The sequence below is a fragment of the Plantactinospora sp. CA-294935 genome (genome assembly GCF_050936445.1).
In the GTDB taxonomy this organism is placed as follows: domain Bacteria; phylum Actinomycetota; class Actinomycetes; order Mycobacteriales; family Micromonosporaceae; genus Plantactinospora.
In genome coordinates, this window is the sequence record NZ_JBNJMU010000001.1 from 1,258,805 (window position 1) to 1,277,863 (window position 19,059).

Annotated in this window: 20 protein-coding genes and 1 pseudogene; 9 read left to right on the forward strand and 12 right to left on the reverse strand. The window is 72.7% G+C overall.

Annotated features, from left to right (window positions below; all coding sequences use genetic code 11):
* Positions 1-26 precede the first annotated feature (26 nt).
* Positions 27-152 (forward strand): hypothetical protein, encoded by a 126-nt coding sequence (locus ACQEVC_RS05655; RefSeq protein WP_432873965.1) that lies wholly within the window; start codon positions 27-29, stop codon positions 150-152.
* Positions 153-155: 3 nt separating this feature from the next.
* Here ACQEVC_RS05655 and ACQEVC_RS05660 read toward each other — a convergent pair whose 3' ends face one another.
* The 3 genes from ACQEVC_RS05660 to ACQEVC_RS05670 all read right to left on the reverse strand — a co-directional run bounded on the left by ACQEVC_RS05660 (position 156) and on the right by ACQEVC_RS05670 (position 2,425).
* Positions 156-497 (reverse strand): MmcQ/YjbR family DNA-binding protein, encoded by a 342-nt coding sequence (locus tag ACQEVC_RS05660; protein WP_432873966.1) that lies wholly within the window; start codon positions 495-497, stop codon positions 156-158.
* A gap of 77 nt (positions 498-574) precedes the next feature.
* Positions 575-1,312: a sugar phosphate isomerase/epimerase family protein gene (locus ACQEVC_RS05665; RefSeq protein ID WP_432891051.1), complete on the reverse strand. Its 738-nt coding sequence runs from the start codon at positions 1,310-1,312 to the stop codon at positions 575-577.
* 147 nt (positions 1,313-1,459) lie between these two features.
* Positions 1,460-2,425: a Ppx/GppA phosphatase family protein gene (locus tag ACQEVC_RS05670; RefSeq protein WP_432873967.1), complete on the reverse strand. Its 966-nt coding sequence runs from the start codon at positions 2,423-2,425 to the stop codon at positions 1,460-1,462.
* Positions 2,426-2,505: 80 nt separating this feature from the next.
* On the opposite strand from ACQEVC_RS05670, the gene ACQEVC_RS05675 reads away from it, so the two are divergent.
* Complete coding sequence (locus ACQEVC_RS05675; RefSeq protein WP_432891053.1) at positions 2,506-3,405, forward strand: hypothetical protein; 900 nt, start codon at positions 2,506-2,508, stop codon at positions 3,403-3,405.
* A gap of 38 nt (positions 3,406-3,443) precedes the next feature.
* On the opposite strand, the gene ACQEVC_RS05680 is transcribed toward ACQEVC_RS05675, so the two are convergent.
* Positions 3,444-4,127, reverse strand: a complete 684-nt coding sequence (locus tag ACQEVC_RS05680; protein ID WP_101369394.1) for a response regulator — start codon at positions 4,125-4,127, stop codon at positions 3,444-3,446.
* A gap of 33 nt (positions 4,128-4,160) precedes the next feature.
* The gene (locus ACQEVC_RS05685; RefSeq protein ID WP_432873968.1) at positions 4,161-5,444 is read right to left on the reverse strand and encodes a sensor histidine kinase; all 1,284 of its coding nucleotides are present in this window, start codon (positions 5,442-5,444) and stop codon (positions 4,161-4,163) included.
* 219 nt (positions 5,445-5,663) lie between these two features.
* Between ACQEVC_RS05685 and phoU the strand changes: the two genes are divergently transcribed.
* Positions 5,664-6,311 (forward strand): phosphate signaling complex protein PhoU, encoded by a 648-nt coding sequence (gene phoU, locus ACQEVC_RS05690; RefSeq protein ID WP_432873969.1) that lies wholly within the window; start codon positions 5,664-5,666, stop codon positions 6,309-6,311.
* Between the two features lie 60 nt (positions 6,312-6,371).
* On the opposite strand, the gene ACQEVC_RS05695 is transcribed toward phoU, so the two are convergent.
* Complete coding sequence (locus ACQEVC_RS05695; RefSeq protein WP_432891055.1) at positions 6,372-7,139, reverse strand: phosphoglyceromutase; 768 nt, start codon at positions 7,137-7,139, stop codon at positions 6,372-6,374.
* Positions 7,140-7,326: 187 nt separating this feature from the next.
* On the opposite strand from ACQEVC_RS05695, the pseudogene ACQEVC_RS05700 reads away from it, so the two are divergent.
* The 3 genes and pseudogenes from ACQEVC_RS05700 to ACQEVC_RS05710 form a co-directional block, all read left to right on the forward strand.
* Positions 7,327-8,655, forward strand: a pseudogene (locus ACQEVC_RS05700) (MDR family MFS transporter); the annotation flags it as partial.
* Between the two features lie 220 nt (positions 8,656-8,875).
* Complete coding sequence (locus ACQEVC_RS05705; RefSeq protein WP_432873970.1) at positions 8,876-9,400, forward strand: ArsR/SmtB family transcription factor; 525 nt, start codon at positions 8,876-8,878, stop codon at positions 9,398-9,400.
* 22 nt (positions 9,401-9,422) lie between these two features.
* Positions 9,423-10,223 carry a M23 family metallopeptidase gene (locus ACQEVC_RS05710; RefSeq protein WP_432873971.1) on the forward strand — a complete coding sequence of 267 codons (801 nt, stop codon included), beginning with the start codon at positions 9,423-9,425 and terminating at the stop codon, positions 10,221-10,223.
* Between the two features lie 415 nt (positions 10,224-10,638).
* On the opposite strand, the gene ACQEVC_RS05715 is transcribed toward ACQEVC_RS05710, so the two are convergent.
* The 3 genes from ACQEVC_RS05715 to mshA form a co-directional block, all read right to left on the reverse strand.
* Positions 10,639-11,805, reverse strand: a complete 1,167-nt coding sequence (locus ACQEVC_RS05715; protein WP_432873972.1) for a hypothetical protein — start codon at positions 11,803-11,805, stop codon at positions 10,639-10,641.
* Positions 11,806-11,891: 86 nt separating this feature from the next.
* Positions 11,892-12,416 carry a YbjN domain-containing protein gene (locus ACQEVC_RS05720; RefSeq protein ID WP_318400105.1) on the reverse strand — a complete coding sequence of 175 codons (525 nt, stop codon included), beginning with the start codon at positions 12,414-12,416 and terminating at the stop codon, positions 11,892-11,894.
* A 39-nt stretch (positions 12,417-12,455) separates the two neighbouring features.
* Entirely contained in the window at positions 12,456-13,829 is a 1,374-nt protein-coding gene (mshA, locus tag ACQEVC_RS05725; protein WP_432873974.1) for a D-inositol-3-phosphate glycosyltransferase, read from the reverse strand.
* Positions 13,830-14,014: 185 nt separating this feature from the next.
* On the opposite strand from mshA, the gene ACQEVC_RS05730 reads away from it, so the two are divergent.
* Together ACQEVC_RS05730 and ACQEVC_RS05735 are read left to right on the forward strand one after the other, a co-directional pair.
* On the forward strand, positions 14,015-14,794 hold the full coding sequence (locus tag ACQEVC_RS05730) for an SDR family oxidoreductase (protein ID WP_432873976.1): 780 nt from the start codon (positions 14,015-14,017) through the stop codon (positions 14,792-14,794).
* A 170-nt stretch (positions 14,795-14,964) separates the two neighbouring features.
* The gene (locus tag ACQEVC_RS05735; RefSeq protein WP_432891058.1) at positions 14,965-15,804 is read left to right on the forward strand and encodes a class I SAM-dependent methyltransferase; all 840 of its coding nucleotides are present in this window, start codon (positions 14,965-14,967) and stop codon (positions 15,802-15,804) included.
* 186 nt (positions 15,805-15,990) lie between these two features.
* On the opposite strand, the gene ACQEVC_RS05740 is transcribed toward ACQEVC_RS05735, so the two are convergent.
* From ACQEVC_RS05740 to ACQEVC_RS05750, 3 genes are all read right to left on the reverse strand, one after another.
* Positions 15,991-16,605: a DUF1700 domain-containing protein gene (locus tag ACQEVC_RS05740; protein ID WP_432873978.1), complete on the reverse strand. Its 615-nt coding sequence runs from the start codon at positions 16,603-16,605 to the stop codon at positions 15,991-15,993.
* Positions 16,602-16,952, reverse strand: a complete 351-nt coding sequence (locus ACQEVC_RS05745; RefSeq protein WP_432873980.1) for a PadR family transcriptional regulator — start codon at positions 16,950-16,952, stop codon at positions 16,602-16,604. Before ACQEVC_RS05745 ends, ACQEVC_RS05740 begins: the two co-directional genes overlap by 4 nt.
* Positions 16,953-17,071: 119 nt before the next feature.
* Positions 17,072-18,160, reverse strand: coding sequence for a UDP-N-acetylmuramate dehydrogenase (locus ACQEVC_RS05750; protein WP_432873982.1), 1,089 nt, complete (start codon positions 18,158-18,160; stop codon positions 17,072-17,074).
* Positions 18,161-18,224: 64 nt separating this feature from the next.
* Between ACQEVC_RS05750 and ACQEVC_RS05755 the strand changes: the two genes are divergently transcribed.
* A complete protein-coding gene (locus ACQEVC_RS05755) occupies positions 18,225-18,986 on the forward strand; it encodes a maleylpyruvate isomerase family mycothiol-dependent enzyme (RefSeq protein WP_432873984.1) in 762 nt (253 codons plus the stop codon).
* The last annotated feature ends 73 nt before the right edge of the window (positions 18,987-19,059 follow it).

Here is a 19,059-nt window from a genome sequence, read left to right on the forward strand (position 1 = left end):
GCAATCACCAGCAACCCGACACGCCGGTGAGGCCGGCGACGGCGGACGGCGCAGCGCGCGGAAACTCGGCCGCCGCCTCCGAACTGGACGCCGAACTCTGCCGGCTGCCCCGAGTCAGCCGGGTGGTGCTGCCGCCGGAGATGCGGGACTGACGGTCAGCCGCCCAGCCGCTGCCGGGCCAGGAACTTGGGCACCACCATCCGCCACGCCTCGGTGACCAGCTCGGTCATCTGGTCGTGGTCGAGCCGGTCCAGGTGGCAGCAGACCCAGTTGAACCGCAGGTCGGACTGGCCGGGCAGGAAGAACAGCTCCGGGTCGCTGGCGACCAGGGCGTCGCGTTCCTCCTTCGGGAAGCCGAAACCCATCGTCGTCTCGTCCCGGGAGAAGGCGACGTAGACGATTGCGCCGACCCGGAACTTCACCCGGTCGCGGATCAGGTGCTCGCTGCTGCGCGGCAGCGTCCGGGCCAGCGCCCGCACCTCGGCTACGGTCACCACTCGACGATGGTATTGACCGGCACCGACAAATCCGGCCGGTCGAGGCGGCGCGTACCGGCCCGGGTGCCGGCTGTCGGTCAGCGAGCGTCGACCGGGGTCGGCGCGGCCAGGTGCTGGCGGGCGAACTCCAGCGCCGCCCGCAGGTCGCCCTCCCGGTCGGCGCGGCTGCGGGCCCGCCGGGTGGAGACCTCCACCGCGACCGAGCCGGTGAAGCCACGCCCGGCGAGCGAGGTCAGCAGTTCGGCGCAGGGCTGGGTGCCCCGGCCCGGCACCAGGTGCTCGTCCCGGCCCTCGCCGGTGCCGTCTCCGAGGTGTACGTGCGCCAGCCCGGCCCCCATCTTGTCGGCCATCTCCAGCGCGTCGCTGTGCGAGGCGGCACAGTGCGACAGGTCCAGGGTGTAGGCGGGGTAACCGGTGTCGGTCGGGTTCCACCCCGGCATGTAGGGGACGAACTCCCGGCCGGCCATCCGGACCGGGTACATGTTCTCCACCGCGAACCGGATCCCCGGGTGGTCGTCGCCGAGCTTGCCCAACCCGTCGACGAACGAGCGGGCGTAATCCCGCTGCCAGGTGAACGGCGGGTGCACCACCACGGTCGACGCTTCCAGGGTCTCGGCCAGCACCGCCGAGCGACGCAGCCGCTCCCACGGGTCGGAACTCCAGACCCGCTGGGTGACCAGCAGGCAGGGCGAGTGCACCGAGAGCACCGGTACCCCGTAGTGCCGGGCCAGGCCGCTCAGCGCTCCGGCGTCCTGGCTCACCGCGTCGGTCCAGACCATCACCTCGACGCCGTCGTAGCCGAGCGCCGCCGCCATCTCGAAGGCGGCCGCGGTCGGCTCGGGGAAGACCGAGGAACTGGACAGCAGTACGCGGGTGGTCACGGTCTCAGGGTAGCCCGACCCGGCGAACCACACCCGGTCCCGGACCGGCCGCAAAGCCCCAGCGAGGGACAGATCAGCAGGTCAGACCGGCTCTCGTGGGCCCTGTGCCGGCTCCAGCAGATCGAGCCGGCGCAGGATCACACCCTCCCGGAGCGCCCACGGGCAGATGTCCAGGTTCTCCACCCCAAGCCGGCGCATCGCCGCCTCGGCCACGATCGCCCCGGCCAGCAACTGGTGTGCCCGACGCGCGCTGACCCCTTCGAGTTCGGAGAGTTTGCTCGGCGGGATGTGCCGGATGAACCCGATCACCTGCCGCAGCCCGGTCTGGGAGAGGCTGCGCGGCGCCCAGAGCCCGTCCGACGACGGCGCCGCCCCGGCGAGCCGGGCCAGGGTCCGGAACGTCTTGCTGGTGGCGGCGACCCGGTCCCAGCCCACCTCGACGGTGTCGTCGACCACGGTCTCCAGCGTCTCCTCGACGTACGTCTCCAGCTTGGCCACCGCTGCCGCCGACGGGGTGTGGTTGCTGTCCGGCCCCACGTCCAGCCACTCCCGGGTGAGCCGGCCGGCGCCGAGCGGCAGCGAGTGGGCGAACTCGGGTTCCTCGTCGATCCCGGCCGCCAGCTCCAGCGAGCCGCCGCCGATGTCCAGCACCAACAGCCGACCGGCGGACCAACCGAACCACCGGCGTACGGCGAGGAAGGTCATCCGGGCCTCGTCGGCACCGGAGAGCACCTGGAGGAGTACCCCGGTCTCGGTCCGGACCCGGGTCAGCACCTCCGGCGCGTTGGTGGCGTCCCGGACCGCGGAGGTCGCGAAGGCCAGCAGGTCGTCGGCGGTCAGCCGGGCGGCGGCCATCTTCGCCTCGTTCACCGCCTCGACCAGCGCGTCCGCCCCGGCGACCGTCAACTCCCCGTCCCGGCCGATCTGCTCGGCGAGCCGGATCACCGCCTTTTCGGAGTGTGCCGGCCAGGGGTGGGCGCCGTGGTGCGCGTCCACGACCAGAAGGTGCACGGTGTTGGAACCGACATCAAGCACGCCGAGTCGCATGGGAAAGACACTAGACGCAGGTCGCGGGCGGATAGCGGGCGTAGGCTGACCGGGTGGCAGCAGCACGTAACCAGCTCCGGATCCTGGTGGACGACCCCGCCGACCCCCGCAGCCGGGAGGTCCCGCTCGACTTTCCCCGGGAGTGGCTCGAATTCTCCGACCCGGCCGACCCCGAGCACCTGGTCCGGGCCGACCTGACCTGGCTGCTCTCCCGGTGGACCTGCGTCTTCGGCCAGGCCTGCCACGGCATCATCGCCGGCCGGGCCGCCGACGGCTGCTGCTCGCACGGCGCGTTCTTCACCGACGCCGACGACGAGAAGCGGGTCCGGTCGGCGGTCAAGCGGCTCACCCCGCAGACCTGGCAGCACTACCGGCGGGGCTTCAAGAACTACACCGAGATGGACTCGGTGGACGGCGAGACCCCGGCCCGGCGTACGGCGACCCGGAGCGAGGATGCGCCGTGCGTCTTCCTCAACGACGCCGACTTTCCCGGCGGGGGCGGCTGCGCGTTGCACGCCCAGGCGCTGCGCGACGGCGTACACCCGCTGGAATACAAGCCGGACGTCTGCTGGCAACTGCCGGTACGCCGGGACCAGGACTGGGTCAAGCGGCCGGACGGGACGAAGGTGCTGGTCTCGACGCTGGGCGAGTTCGACCGGCGCGGCTGGGGCGCGGGCGGGCACGACCTCGACTGGTGGTGCACCTCGTCGCCGGAGGCGCACGTCGGCACCGAGCCGATGTACCTGTCGTACGAGCCGGAGCTGACCGCGCTGATCGGCAAGCCGGCGTACGCGAAACTGGCCGAGCTGTGCGCGGAGCGGGAGCGGCGCGGCCTGGTGGCGACGCATCCGGCGACCGCCGGGGCCGACCCGGTGCTGGACCGTCCCGAGGAGGGTGGCCGGGAGCCGGCCAGCCCGAAGGCCGCCAGCGCCGGCCAGCGGCCGGCACCGCAGCGGAGGCCGCGCGGCGCGTCCCGCTGACCGGGCGGACGCCCCGGTCTACGGCTCGAACTCGCGGCCTACGGCTCGAACTTGTAGCCCAGGCCCCGGACGGTGACGATGAAGCGCGGTGCGGACGGCTCCGGCTCGACCTTCGAGCGCAGCCGCTTCACGTGTACGTCGAGGGTCTTGGTGTCGCCGACGTAGTCCGCGCCCCAGACCCGGTCGATCAACTGCCCCCGGGTGAGCACCCGCCCGGCGTTGCGGAGCAGCAGCTCCAGCAGCTCGAACTCCTTCAGCGGAAGCTGCACCGGGGAGCCGTCGACGGTGACCACGTGCCGTTCGATGTCCATCCGGACCGGGCCGGCGGTCAGCGTCGGGGTGCCCGGCTCGACCGTCTCGTTGCCGCGCCGCCGCAGTACCGCCCGGACCCGGGCGACCAGCTCGCGCGGCGAGTACGGCTTCGTCACGTAGTCGTCGGCGCCGATCTCCAGCCCGACCACCTTGTCGATCTCGCTGTCCCGGGCGGTGACCATGATGATCGGCACCTGGGAGCGTTGCCGGAGCTGCCGGCACACCTCGGTACCGGACATCTCCGGCAGCATCAGGTCGAGCAGCACGATGTCCGCGCCGGTACGGTCGAACTCGGTCAGCGCCGCAGTGCCGGTCGCCGCGGCCGAGACCTCGAATCCTTCCTTGCGCAGCAGGTAGGAGAGGGCGTCGGAAAACGACTCCTCATCCTCGACCACGAGTACGCGGGCCACGGACTTTCCTCTCTGGTGACGGTCGGCTCGGAACTATCCGAACGAACCGGTCTCGATCTCAACTGACGGGGCTGGCGGTAGGAAGGCGTCCGGCGGACGCGCGGGAAGCCGGAGGGTGAACGTCGAGCCACCCCCAAGAGTGCTGGACACCTCGACCCGACCGCCATGGTTGGTGGCGATGTGTTTGACGATCGCCAGGCCGAGGCCGGTCCCGCCGGTCTGCCGTGACCGGGCCTGGTCGGCCCGGTAGAAGCGCTCGAAGATCCGGCCCACGTCGTCCGGGGCGATCCCGATGCCCTGGTCGGTGACGGCGATCTCGATGTGTTCGCCGGTGCTCTTGATCGCCACCGTGACCTGCGTCCGCTCCGCGGAGTACGCGATCGCGTTCTCCACCAGGTTGCTGACCGCGGTGGCGATCTGGCTGTCGCTGCCGTAGACGGTCAGGTCCCGTTCGCCCTCGACCACGACGGTGATCTCCCGGGCGGTGGCGGCGGTACGGGTCCGGTCGACCACCTCCGCGGTGACCCAGTCCAGTGCGACCGGCTCCGGCGCGGGCAGCGGCTCCGCGCCCTGCAACCGGGTGAGTTCGAGCAGCTCGTTGACGAGCTTGCCGAGCCGGGTGGACTCGTGCTGGATCCGCTCGGCGAACCGGCGGGCCGCCGCCATGTCCTCGGAGGGGTCCAGCGTCCCGTTTCCGGCGGTCTGGTCGGTGGCGTCCAGCAGCGCCTCGGCGAGCAGTTGCAGCGCACCGATCGGGGTCTTCAGCTCGTGGCTGACGTTGGCCACGAAGTCCCGGCGGACCCGGGCGACCCGGTGCGACTCGGTCACGTCGGCCGCCTCGACCGCGATGTAACCGGAGCCCAGGCCCATCGCCCGCAGGTGCACGCCGAGCGGGTCGGACATGCCGCCCTCGCGGCCCCGGGGCAGGTCCAGCTCGACCTCGCGGCGCACTCCGGTGCGCCGCACCTGGCCGGCCAGGGTACGGATGATCGGGTGCGCGGCGACCGTGCCGGGGGTGGCGCCGACCCGGAGCAGTCCCATCGCCCGGGCGGCCGGGTTCACCAGGACCGGGACGTCATGGGCGTCGAGGACGACCACCCCGACCCGGAGCGAGTCGAGGCTCTTGCGGCCGAGTCCCGGCAACCCGCCGGCCTGCTCGTCAGTGCCTATCGCCGGCCTCCTGTTACTGCGTGTCCCGCCTCGTCCGGTCGCGGTGCGCCCGGCCGAGAACCATCCGGCGACCCGGTGGCGGAGCGGACCGAAGGACAGGCCGAGGCCGAGCCCGACGAGCACGCCCGCGACCACCCCCCATTCCACGCGGCGATCGTAGGGTCATCGTTAACCTATCGACCAGGCAAAATTGGGCGAATCACGCGCGCATCCGAGAATGTTCACCCGCCGGCCCAGTACCGTTCACCGATGTTCACCCCGGCGCCGCCGGATCCCCCTACCGTGGTCCGGACCGACACCTGTAGCACCGTCCGTGCGCGAACCCGCCACGGCCGGCGAAACCGCCACTCCCCGCAGGACGTGATCATGCGCGACGAATTCCGGATCGACCTGAACATCGTGAGCCAGTTGCTGGTGGACATGGCCGAGGCGATCCGGGCCGCCATGCGCCAGGCCACCCGGGCGCTGCTCACCGCCGACCGGTCGGCCGCCGAGACCGTGATCGAACGGGACGCGGAGATCGACTCCCTCTACCGGCAGGTCGAGGAGCGGGTCTGCGACCTGCTGGCCCGGCAGGCGCCGGTCGCCTCCGACCTGCGCGCCCTGATCACCGCCCTGCACGTCGCCGCCGACCTGGAGCGGATGGGCGACCTCGCGGACCACGTGGCCAAGACGGCCGTACGCCGGCACCCGTCGCCCGCCGTACCGGCCGAGCTGCGCCCGGTCTTCACCGAGATGGCCGGGGTGGCGGACCGGATCGCCGACAAGATCGCGAACGTACTCTCCAAGCCCGACGCCGATCTCGCCGCCGAGCTGGACCGGGACGACGACGCCATGGACGACCTGCACCGGCAGCTCTTCGCGGTGCTGCTCGCCGACGACTGGCCGTACGGGGTGGAGACCGCCATCGACGCGACCCTGCTCGGCCGCTTCTACGAGCGGTACGCCGACCACGCGGTGAACGCCGGCCGCCGGGTCGTCTACCTGGTCACCGGCGAGACCGTCACCGACTGACCCCGAACACGTCGAACGCCCCTTCCCTGGGCCGGGAAGGGGCGTTCGGCGTCGTACGGCTCAGCGGCCCTGGTTGGCGACCGCGGCGGCGGCCTCCTTGGCCGCGTCGGGGTCGAGGTACGCCCCGCCGGCCACCAGCGGGCGCATCGACCGGTCGAGGTCGTAGCGCAGCGGGATCCCGGTCGGGATGTTGAGCTTGGCGATCGCCTCGTCGGAGATGCCGTCCAGGTGCTTGACCAGCGCCCGCAGCGAGTTGCCATGCGCGGCGACCAGCACGGTCCGACCGGCCAGGATGTCCGGGACGATCGAGTCGAACCAGTACGGCAGCATCCGGTCGACGACGTCCTTCAGGCACTCCGTCTTCGGCATCAGCTCGGGCGGGAGCAGGGCGTAGCGCGGGTCGCCGGCCTGGGACCACTCGTCGCCGTCGGCGATCGGCGGCGGCGGGGTGTCGTACGACCGGCGCCAGAGCATGAACTGCTCCTCGCCGTACTCGGCCAGGGTCTGCTTCTTGTCCTTGCCCTGGAGCGCGCCGTAGTGCCGCTCGTTGAGCCGCCAGGAGCGGCGTACCGCGATCCAGTGCCGGTCGGCGGCGTTCAGCGCCAGCTCGGCGGTGCGGATCGCCCGGCGGAGCACGCTGGTGTGCAGCACGTCGGGCAGCAGGTTGTGCTCGCGCAGCAGCTCGCCGCCGCGCCGGGCCTCGCTCTCACCCTTGGCCGTGAGGTCCACGTCGACCCAGCCGGTGAAGAGGTTCTTGGCGTTCCAGTCGCTCTCGCCGTGCCGGAGCAGCACCAACGTGCCCACCGCGGCGCCCTCGCCTGCCACCACGGTTTCCTCTGGCCGATCACTCGTGCTCGCAGTCATGCAACTCATCCTGCCGGACCCGCCCGACCGCCATGCGGCGACCCGGGGTGACGACCGACACGTGGAAAACGGGATGACCAGGCCGGACCCGCCGCACTAGCTTCGTAAGGCGTTTGACGATGAGCGGTCATTACAAGTACGGGGGCGGCGGATGCGGACGGTCGGGAAGTGGTTCCAGGACACCACCGGCGGTCTACCCCGGACCTTCTGGTACCTCTGGGCCGGGACGCTGATCAACCGGCTCGGCTCCTTCGTCCTCGTCTTCCTGGCCATCTACCTGACCACCGAGCGGGGCTTCTCCGAGTTCCAGGCCGGGATCGTGCTCGGCCTCTGGGGCGCCGGCGGTGCGGTCGGCACCCTCACCGGCGGGATCCTCGCCGACCGGTGGGGCCGGCGGCCCACCCTGCTCACCGCGCACCTCGGCGCGGCGGCGATGATGCTGGCGCTCGGCTTCGCCCGGGACCTCTGGCTGGTCGGGCTCGGGGCGCTGCTGCTCGGGATGTTCGCCGAGGCGGCCCGGCCGGCCTTCGGCGCGATGATGGTCGACGTCGTGCCGGAACGGGACCGGCTGCGCGCCTTCACCCTGAACTACTGGGCGATCAACCTCGGCTTCGCCTCCGCCGCGATCCTGGCCGGGCTGGCCGCCGAGGCGAGCTACCTGCTGCTCTTCGTGGTCGACGCGGCGACCACGGTCGTCACCGCACTGATCATCTTTATGAGGGTGGGCGAGACCCGCCGGGTCCGTGCCGCGCCGGCCGGGCTGGCCGCCCCGCACCGGGGCGGGCTGGGCACCGCGCTGCGCGACCGGGTCTTCGTCGGTTTCGTGGCGCTGAACGTCCTGCTGGCGCTGGTCTTCATGCAGCACATCTCGATGCTGCCGATCGCGATGGGCCAGGACGGGCTGTCCCCGTCGACGTACGGGTCGGTGATCGCGGTCAACGGGGTGCTGATCGTCGCCGGGCAGCTCTTCGTACCGCGACTGATCCGGGGGCGGGGCCGCTCGCGGGTACTGGCGCTGGCCGCGCTGATCGTCGGGGCCGGCTTCGGGCTGACCGCGTTCGCGGACGCGGCCTGGTTCTACGTGCTCACCGTGCTGATCTGGACCCTCGGCGAGATGCTCAACTCGCCCTCCAACTCGACCCTGATCGCCGAGCTGTCCCCGGCGGCGTTGCGCGGTCGCTACCAGGGACTCTTCTCGCTCTCCTGGTCGGTGGCGACGTTCGCCGCCCCGGTCGCCGGGGGCTTCGTGCGGGAGCAGTTCGGCAACGCGGCACTCTGGCTGGGCTGCGCGGCGCTCGGCGGCGTGGTGGCGGTGGCCCACCTGCTCTCCGGGCCGGCCCGGGAACGGCGGGTCCGGGCACTGCGTACGGCCGAGGTCGGCGCGGCGGGGCTGGCGGCCGGGGCGACGGAACCGGAGCCCGGGGCGACGGGGGTACCGGAGCCCGATGGGGCGGGGGTATCGGAGCCCGATGGGGCGGGGGTATCGGAGCCCGATGGGGCGGGGGTATCGGAGCCCGATGGGGCGGGGGTATCGGAGCCTGGTGGGGCGGGGGTACCGGAGCCCGATGGCGCGGGGGTGCGGGAGCCCGATGGGGCGGGCTCGACCCGACGGTCGGCTGCGGCCCCGCCTGAGCTGCGGACATTCCTCGACGGCAGGCGCGGACTGGCAGGGAGTTACGTAATTACGTAAACTCGAACTCATGACGCTGGAGGAGCGGGTCGCCGAGCTGGAACGCCGGCTGGCGGCCCTGGAGGAGCGGGCGGACGCCCCGGCGGCCCCGCCGCAGCCGCCGCCGGGCGAGGGCGACTTCTGGGCCCTGGACGGCCTGAAGGCGCGGCTCGCCGCGCTCGGCGCCGAGCGGGGCGGCGTGCTCTACACCGGCTCGGTCCGGTCACCCAGCCACGAACGCTACGACTGGCAGTACGGCCTGCCGACCGAAGCCCTGCTCGACGGCGAGGCGGGCGACTGGAGCGACGTGGCGGACTCCTTCGCCGCACTCGGCCACCCGGTCCGGTTGCGACTGCTCCGCGAGATCCTCGCCGGCCGGCGTACGGTCGCCGAGCTCACCGCACTCGACGGCCTGGGCACCACCGGACAGGCCTACCACCACCTGCGGCAACTGGCCGCGGCCGGCTGGCTGCACAGCCCCGGCCGGGGGCGCTACGAGGTGCCCGCCGGGCGGGTCGTACCGCTGCTGGTGGCGGTGGCGATCGCCCGGGCCTGACCTCGCCGGAGAGGAGATTTCCATGCTCAAGGCATTGATGATCCTGCACCGCCGCTGCTGGCTCGCGTTCCTGGCGATCCTGGTGGCCGGCTTCTTCGTCGACTTCACGTCGCTGTGGGGCTGGCTGGCGATCGCCCTCGCCATCGCCCTACGAGTGGTGCTGGGTCGGATGCTCGCCAAGGGGCCGGACGCCGGGTCGCCGGTCGAGGTCGATCCACCGGTCCTCGGCCGCTGGTCGGCGCTGAACAGCCCGGCCAGCAAGGTACCCAGCCACGGCGTACGCGCCTACGGCCAGGCGTACGCGATCGACCTGGTCGCGGAGCCGGTGGACCGGCCGCGCCCGGGCTTCGGCTGGTGGCCGCTGACCCGGCGCAACCGCGACTTCCCGGCCTTCGGGGCACCGCTGCTGGCGGTCGCCGACGGCACCGTGGTCCGGGCCGTCGACCGCAATCGCGACCACCTCAGCCGCAACTCGTACCCGGCCCTGCTCTACCTGGTCTTCGAGGGGCTGTTCCGGGAGATCGTCGGCCCCGGCCAGATCCTCGGCAACCACCTGATCCTGGACCTCGGCGACGGCCGGTACGCCGCGTACGCGCACCTGCGCCGGGGTTCGCTGCTCGTCCGGGCGGGAGACCGGGTCCGAACCGGTCAGCCGGTGGCGGAGTGCGGGAATTCCGGCAACTCCTCCGAACCACATGTCCACTTCCAATTGATGGACAATCCGGATCCGGACGTGGCCCGGGGAATTCGATTCACCTGGCGGGGAATCGGCGTACCGGCCAACGGGGAGGTCTTCTCGGTCGAGTCCGCGACGACGCGGTAGCGGGAAGGGATCTCGCTGCCGACTGGATCACGTTGGCCGGGTTCGCCGTCGAGAAGGCGCGGAGCAGCTCGGCGGGCCGGCACGCCCGCCGGGTTGGACCGGCGGCGGCGGGCGACGTTCACCCCCGTAAACGTCGCCCGCACACACCGCCGGTTACAGGTGGCGGCGCCGTCCCCCAACGGCTTCACTGCCACCCGTCCCCCAGCGCCGGTGCCCGGTGCACAGATCTGCGCGATCTGCCGTTCCCCCGAACGCTTCCGAGCGTGGCGCGTGCAATAACGTTAGTTGTCGCCGGATGACCGACACAAGTCGGTAACTCTGTCTCGCCCATCACACCCAAGGGCGATCGATATCCGGCGCCTCGTGTGACAACGCCCCAGGTGGCCCGGGGTATTCCCGGTCCACCACCCGAAATTCAGCCGTCCTCGCGCATCGGCGATTCGGTACGGAAGAAGTTGCTCTGCCGACCGTCGGAAAGCTGCTCCTGGTAAATGAAATTCAGTTGGCGTAGGTCGAAGGTGTGGAACCACTCGTCCCAGCTGACCGGCTTCAGTCGTCCGCCTTCCCGCCAACCGGGGAAGTCAAACGTCAGTACGCCGAGCCGACCCTCGCGTTCGGTGCCCTCGATCGTCGCCGGTTGGGCGTTCCGGCCCTCGGCCCAGCGCCGGATCACGTCGTGGTCCCGGGTCACCAGGCTCCGCCCCGGGCGCTCCGGGGTGTCCTGCGGTGAGGAGATCGGCTGGGCGTACTTCAGCGACTTCGACTGACCACCGCCGTTCGAGGCAGCCCTTCGGGCCCCGCCCGCCTTCCGGGCCGGCGCGGCGGTCGACTCCCGCGCTCCGGTCGTCTTACGGGCGGCGGTGCTCTTCCCGGCGGCCGTACCCTTCCGTGCCCCGGTCGCCTTACCCGGGCCGGTTGCCCGTGCCCCGGTCGCCTTGCCCGGGCCGGCGGCGCGGGCTCCGGTCGCCTTCCGGGCCGGCGCGGTACCGGTCCGCTGGGCGGCGCTCGTCGTCCGGGCGGAGGTCACGGCCTTGCGGGCCGGTGCCTTCCGGGCGGCGGACACCGTCTTGCGGGCCGGGGCCTTCTTCGCGGGGGCCTTGCGGGCGGGCGCCTTCTTCGCGGTGGCCCGCTTGGCCGGGGCCTTCTTCGCGGTCGTCTTCCCGGCCGGGGCCTTCTTCGCGGTGGCCTTCCGGGTCGGGGCCTTCTTCGCGGTCACCCGGGCGGTGCTGGCCTTGCGGGCCGGTGCCTTCTTCGCCGCGACCGTACGGGACGGCGCCTTCTTCGCGGCGGCCCGCTTGGCCGGCGCCTTCTTCGCGCTCGTCCGCTTGCTCGGCGCCGTCGTGGCCTTCCGGCCCGTCCCGCCCCGGCTCTCGGCTTTCAACGTCCGGACCAGGCTCTTCACCAGGTCCATCTTGCGCAGCGCGGATATGCCTGAAATGCCGCGTTTCCTGAGCTGTCCCCGGATGTCGTCGACCTTCATCAGACTGATCTTGCGCTCGTTGATGTCGCCCGTGCTGCTGCTGGATCGGCGCTTCGTCGCGGTCGCGGTTGCGCCGCGACCGGAACTGTTCCGCTGAGCCATGAGATCCTCACGCTCCCTCTGACAGTCTGTCTCGGCAGGCGGCGCGGCCATCGCCACATCCTGGTGCCGCCGCCCGGGCATACCCGTCAGGGGCGGTCCAAACCCGAGTTTTCCGTCGCCGAACGTTCGAAGAGGTGCGCGAACGCTCGCAGGTTCGCCAACGACTCGCCCCGGCTGACCCGCCACTCCCACTCCCGGCGGATCGCCGTCCCGAACCCGATCTCCAGCATGGTGTCGAACGACTCGTCCGCGTACGTCAGCACCGAGCCGAAGAGCCGGTCCAACTCCTCCTCGGTCACCCCGGCCAGGCCCACCCGGCCGGTCAGGTAGACGTCACCGACCGCGTCGACGGAGAACGCCACCCCGTACATCCGGGCGTTGCGCTGCAACAGCCAGGTGAAGAGCTCCTCGCGCCGTTCGTCCGGTTGGCGCATCACGAACGCCTCGATCCGCAGCGAGTGCTCCCCGACGATCAGGTTGCAGACCGTCTTGAGCTTGTGCGTGCCCGGCAGGGTGACCGCGTACGAGTACTCGCCGGTCGGCTCGCAGGCCAGCTCCCGGTCGGCACAGACCGCCTCGATCAGCCGACCGATCTCCGCCCGAGACTCCATTTCCGTCCACCCTCCCGTCCGGGGCCGTGGCACGCGCGTTCAGCAGGTCGCCAGCGGGAGCGTCGCCGTGCCGTCCGCCAGCTCGGAGGCGAGCCGGTCACGGTACTCCGCCACCGCCTCACGGTAGACCGCGAGCAGCCCGCTGGCGGTACGGGCCCAGGAGAAGGCGCGGGCGTGCTCGACCGCACCCCGGGACAGCTCGGCCCGGCGCACCGGCGCGGCCAGCAGGCCGCCGAGCACCCGGGCCCAGTCGCGCGGATGGTGCCCGTCGACGAGTACGCCGCTGCTGCCGTCCCGGACGGCGGTGACCAGCCCACCCACCGCGGCGGCGACCACCGGGGTACCGCAGGCCTGTGCCTCCAGGGCGACCAGGCCGAACGACTCGTTGTGCGAGGGCACCGCCACCAGGTCGGCGGCCCGGTAGAGCGCCGGCAGGTCGTCGCCGGTCTGCGGCGGCAGGAACCGCACCGCGTCGCCGACGCCGAGCTTGGCGGCGAGTTCGATCAGCGCGGTCGGCCGGTCCAGCCCGGTGCCGCTCGGCCCGCCCGCGATCACCACGGTGACCGTCCCGGCGATCCCGGGCTGCCAGCTCCACAGCTCGGCGAGCGCGTGCAGCAGCACGTCCGGCGCCTTCAGCGGCTGGATCCGGCCGACGAAGGCGACGAGCGTGCCCCGCTCGGGCAGCCCCAACCGGCGCCGCGCGGCGAGCCGGGCGGCATCCTCGAGACCGGGCGGGGACGGCGTGAAGCGGTCCAGGTCGACGCCGGGGCGGACCACCTCGACCCGTTCCGGGTCCGCGTCGTACCGGGAGATCAGGTCCCGGGCCTCGACCGTGGTGTTCGCGACCAGCCGGTCGGCCTCGGCCACCACCTGCTCCTCGCCGATCACCCGCGCCTTCGGCTCGGGCCGGTCGCCCTCGGCGAGCCGGGCGTTCTTCACCTTGGCCAGGGTGTGCGCGGTGTGCACCAGCGGCACCCCCCAACGCTCCTTGGCCAGCCAGCCCACCTGCCCAGAGAGCCAGTAGTGCGAGTGGATGAGGTCGTAGAAGCCGGGCGGGCGGGCCGCCTCGGCCCGCAGTACGCCGGCGGTGAACGCGCAGAGCTGGCCGGGCAACTCCTCCTTGGCCAGTCCCTCGAACGGGCCGGAGGTGACGTGCCGGACCGTCACTCCGGGGGCCATCTCGACCACCGGAGGCAGGTCGCTGGAGGTGGCCCGGGTGAAGATCTCGACCTCGACGCCGGCCTCGGCCAGCCGCCGGGAGACCTCGACGATGTAGACGTTCATCCCACCGGCGTCACCGGTGCCGGGTTGGTGCAGCGGCGAGGTGTGTACGGAGAGGGTCGCGATGCGTCGTGGCGTCGGCCACGGCTGGGTACCTCGTTGCCGGGCCACCCCGGTGTGCAGTTCCGCCACGTTCGCTCCTTCTGTCAACGTGTTACGCCGTCCCGCACGACCGGGTCACCTCACAGAGCAACCACCGTGTTGCGTGTCATCTTCCCGATCGGGCGTGGGCCAATCGTCCGGGCGCCCGAGGAGGTGACCGACCTCATTCGGGCCCAGGTCCATGGCATCGGGACGGCTTGGGCCAGAATGTCCCGATGACCCCTGTCGCGATCGTCACCGGGGCGTCCAGCGGAATCGGCGCCGCCACGGCCCGCCGGCTGGCCGCCGAGGGATTCTCCGTGCTCGCCGCCGCCCGCCGGGCCGACCGGCTGGACGCCCTGGTCGAGGAGATCCGCCGGGCCGGCGGCACGGCCACCGCGCAGCCCTGCGACGTCACCTCGGACGAGTCGGTGGCGGAGCTGGCCGCCGCCGCCGGAAAGCTGGGCGGGCCGGTCACCCTGCTGGTCAACAACGCCGGTGGCGCACGCGGCCTGGATCCGGTCGAGTTGGGCTCGGTCGCCGACTGGCAGTGGATGTACGACGTGAACGTGCTCGGCACGCTCCGGGTCACCCAGGCACTGCTGCCCGCGCTGGAGTCCTCCGGCGCCGGCACGGTGGTGGTGCTCAGCTCGACCGCCGGCCTGATCGTCTACGAGGGCGGCGGCGGCTACGCGGCGGCGAAGCACGCCCAGACCGCGCTGGCCGAGACGCTGCGGTTGGAACTCTGTGGACGGCCGATCCGGGTGATCGAGATCGACCCCGGCATGGTCCGGACCGAGGAGTTCGGGCTGGTCCGCTTCGACGGCGACGCCGGCCGGGCGGCGGCGGTCTACGCCGGGGTCGCCGAGCCGCTGGTCGCCGACGACGTGGCCGACTGCATCGCCTGGTGCGCCACCCGCCCGCACCACGTCAACGTGGACCGGCTGGTGGTCCGTCCGCTGGCCCAGGCGGCCCAGCACAAGGTGCACCGGGTCGGGACCGACACCGGGCAGTGAGCCGGGTGCCGCCGCGACCGGGCGCCGCCGGTGAACCGGGAGCCGGTGTCCCCGGCCCACCCGCTCGGCGGGGACCGGCGGGATCACCAACCGGTGGGCCGGGAGCCGGTGTTCCCGGCCCACCCGCTCGGCGGGGACCGGTGGGGTCACCGACCGGGCGGATCGACGGCGTGCCGCCGACCGGTGCCGGTCGCGGCGGGGCAGTCCGCCCGGTCGGCGCGGTGACCCGGGGGACGACCAACCCCAACCGGCTGCGCCGGGTGGACAACTGGATCGCGGCGACCTGCGCCGACCTGCTCCGGGATGCCCGCGATCCGCTGGTGGTGGACCTCGGCTACGGCGCCAGCCCGGTCACCGTGGTCGAACTGCGGGCCCGGTTGGCCGCCGCCGTCCGGCCGGACGTCCGGGTGGTCGGGCTGGAGATCGATCCGGTACGGGTGGCCGCCGCCGCGCCCGCCGCCGACCCGCCGTGGCTGGCCTTCGGCCGGGGCGGCTTCGAGCTGGCCGGGCTGCGCCCGGTGCTGGTCCGGGCGTTCAACGTGCTGCGGCAGTACGCCGAGCCGGAGGTCGTACCGGCCTGGCGGACGATGACCGGGGCGCTGCAACCGGGCGGGGTACTGGTCGAGGGGACCTGTGACGAGCTGGGCCGGCTGGCCTGCTGGCTGCTCGTCGACGCCACCGGCCCCCGGTCGCTGACCCTGGCCGCCCGGCTCTCCACGCTGGACAGTCCGGCCACGCTGGCCGAGCGGCTGCCCAAGGCGCTGATCCACCACAACGTGCCGGGCACCGGAGTCCACGCGCTGATCCGGGCGCTGGAGGAGGGCTGGCGGGACGCGGCCCCGTACGCCACGTTCGGGCCCCGGCAGCGCTGGCGGCGTACGGTCGAGGCGGTCCGGGCGGCCGGCTGGCCCGTACTGGACCGGCCGGCGCGGTGGCGGCTCGGCGAGGTCACCGTGGCGTGGCCGGCGGTGGCACCACCTGGCGACTCCCCGGCGGGAGAGCTTCGGTAACGCGGGCCGCCCCGGTGCGCCCCCGCGCCTCCCGGGCAACTCGGCCACCGCGTGCCGAGCCGGGCCGCCGATTACCGGGTGCCGGGCCGGGGTGGCCGGGTTATCGAGTGCCGGGCGAGCAGGGCCGGACTACCGAGTGCCGGGTGCCGAGCCCGGCTCCCCCGGGTGCCGAGCCCGGCCACCCTGCTACCGGGTGCCGAGACTGGGCGGCACAGTGGCGCCGAGTCGGGACATCCGGATCGCCAGGTAGCAGGTGGCGGCACCGAAGGGCACGAAGAGCGCCACCAGCAGCAGGGCCAGCGAGTTCAGGCCGGTGTCCTGGAAGCCGAGCAGGTCGAGCAGGACGAAGACGGCCACGCAGCCGAGCAGCAGGGCCGTGCCGACGACCTTGTCCCGGACCCGCCAGAGCCGGGAGAGCCAGAGCAGCGCCGCGACGGCCACCGGGACGACGTGCCAGGGCCGAACCGACCCGAACGGCAGCAACACGGCCGGGACCAGCACCAGGAACGGGCCGGCCGCGGCGCAGACCAGCACCAGCGTCTCCACCGGGCCGCGGCGCCGGGGCGGCACGCCGAACCGCTCCCGGGCATCCGCACCGAGCGTCGCCGGATCACCGAGCCGGTCGAGCATCGCGCGTACCTCGGCCAGGGTCCGCCCGTCCGGCTCCGACCGGCGTACGGCGATGTGCTCGCCGATCTGGTCGAGCACCTCCTGCCGGCGGTCGGCCGGCAGCGGGGCCAGTTCGGCGCGCAACTGACGCAGGTATCGCCGGACGAGCGCGTCGGGGGTGGTCGGCTTCATTTGGTCTCCTTGGGGATGACAAGGGAATCCACCGCGTCGCGGAACCGGATCCACTCACCGACGAACTGGGCGAGCCGGTCCCGTCCGGCGGCGGTGAGCCGGTAGTAGCGGCGGGGCGGCCCACTTGGCGACTCGTGCCAGGCGGTCTCCACCAGACCGTCCCGGCGCAGCCGCGACAACAGGGGGTAGATGGTGCCCTCGCTGGTCACCATGCCGTCGACCGCGCCCAACTCGCGGACGAGGTCGAGGGCGTAGCGCTCGCCGGGCCGGAGCAGTGCGAGTACGCAGTACTCCAGCGTTCCGCGGCGGAGCTGGCCGGGCAGCGCCTCGGGCTTGGCCGCCGCCATCTACTGGCGGCGGGCGTCGACGGTAACCATGCGGAACATGGTACCTTGCGGCGCAAGGATCCGCAGCGGCGTGCCGGTGGATTCGAGCACCAGCGATGGCGGAAGGGTCCGGTGCGGCCTCAGAGGGCGCAGTTGACCAGTACCGGCTCCGGATGCAGGGTGGCGCCGAACCGGTCGTGCACCCCGTCCCGGATCTCCCGGGCCAGCGCCAGCAGCGCCCCCGTCGAGCCGCCGTCCCGGTTGGTCAGCGCCAGGGTGTGCTTGGAGGAGATGGCCACCCCGCCCGGCCCCTGGTAGCCCTTCGGATAACCGGCCTTGTCGATCAGCCAGGCGGCGCTGACCTTCACCGTGCCGCCGGTGCCCGGCCAGGACGGCGGATCGCCGAGCCCGGCGGCCCGCTCCCGCAGCGCCTGGTACGCCCCGTCGTCCAGCACCGGGTTGGTGAAGAACGACCCGACCGAGCGGGTGTCCGGGTCGACCGGGTCCAGCACCATGCCCTTGCCGGCGCGCAGTGCCCGTACGGCCGCCCGGGCGTCGCCCAGCGGCACCCGGTCGCCGACCTCCACCCCGAGCGCCCGGGCCAACTCGGCATAGCGCACCGGAGCGGAGAGCGTCGAGCGGAGCAGCCGGAAGTCGACGGTGAGCACCGTCCACCGGTCGTTGTACTTGAAGACGCTGGACCGGTACCCGAAGGCGCACTCGGCCGCGCTCATCCGGGTCACCTCGCCGGTCAGCCGGTCGTACGTCTCGACCCCGGTGACCGTCTCCGCGACCTCCTGCCCGTACGCCCCGACGTTCTGGATCGGGGTGGCGCCGGCCGAACCGGGGATGCCGGAGAGGCACTCCACCCCCGACCAGCCGGCCTCGACGGTGGCCGCGACCAGGTCGTCCCACGGCTCGCCGGCGGCCACCCGGATGGTCACCGCCGCCTCGTCCTCGGCGACCACCTCGAAGCCCCGCGACCGGACCAGCAGCACCGTGCCGGGGAAGCCCTCGTCGGCGACCACCACGTTGCTGCCGCCGGCCAGCACCAGGACCGGCTCCTCCCGCAACTCGGCCTCGCGGAGTTTCCCCGGGATTTCATCCGTTCGGGTGGCGGTGACGAGTCGCCGCGGCGCGCCGCCGAGCCCCAGGGTCGTATAACCGGCCAATCGTGTGGGATCGGCGGAGTCGGCGGCAGTTATCGGGCGGGCATTAACGTCTGGCACACCATTCACCCTAGGCTGAGAGACAGCCCGGCCGGTGGCGGCCCGGTGGCACGGGAGGAACGTCATGACCAGACTGCACGGCACCAAGGACTTCTGGATCGGGGCACTCCGCGCCGAGGGGCCGACCTTCGGCGCCACCGTCGCCGAAGCGCCGCTCGACATCCGGGTGCCGTCCTGTCCCGAGTGGACCATGACCGATCTGGTGCACCACCTCGGGTCCGTCTACGCCCGGGCCCGGGGCATCCTGAGCCGGGGCACCACCGAGCGGGCCGACCCGCTCACGGTCCCGGACGGCCTGCCGACCGGGCCGGCGGCCGTGGAGTGGTGGCGACAGGAATTCGACCAGCTCATGGCCGTGCTGGACCGGGTCGACCCGGAGGCGCCGGCCTGGAACTACGCGCCCCAGCCGAAGAAGGCCGGCTTCTGGCACCGCCGGATGGCGCTGGAGACCGCGGTGCACCGCTGGGACGCCCAGATGGCGGTCGCCGCCGGGGAGCCGATCGAGGCCAAGCTGGCGGCGGACGGCGTCGGCGAGGTACTCGACACCCATCTGCCGGCCGGTTCGCGCGTCGTCGACCAACCGTTCCACGGGGTGGTCCACCTGGTCGCGACCGACGCCGGCCAGGAGTGGTACCTGCGGCTGCGCGGTGCGGGCGTGGCCCTGCTGGACACCGACACGATCCTGGACAGCGACGACCACCACGCCCGGGCACAGATTTCGGGTACGGCCAGCGACCTGCTGCTGGCTCTCTGGGGCCGGCTCGGCTTCGACGCCCTGGACGTGGCGGGCGACGCCGGGCTGCTGCAGGGGCTGCGCATCGGCTGACCGGAACCGGTCCCGGGCCACGCGTGCCGTGGCCGAGGGACCCGGCGCCCACCGACGGGGTTGTTGACCTTCA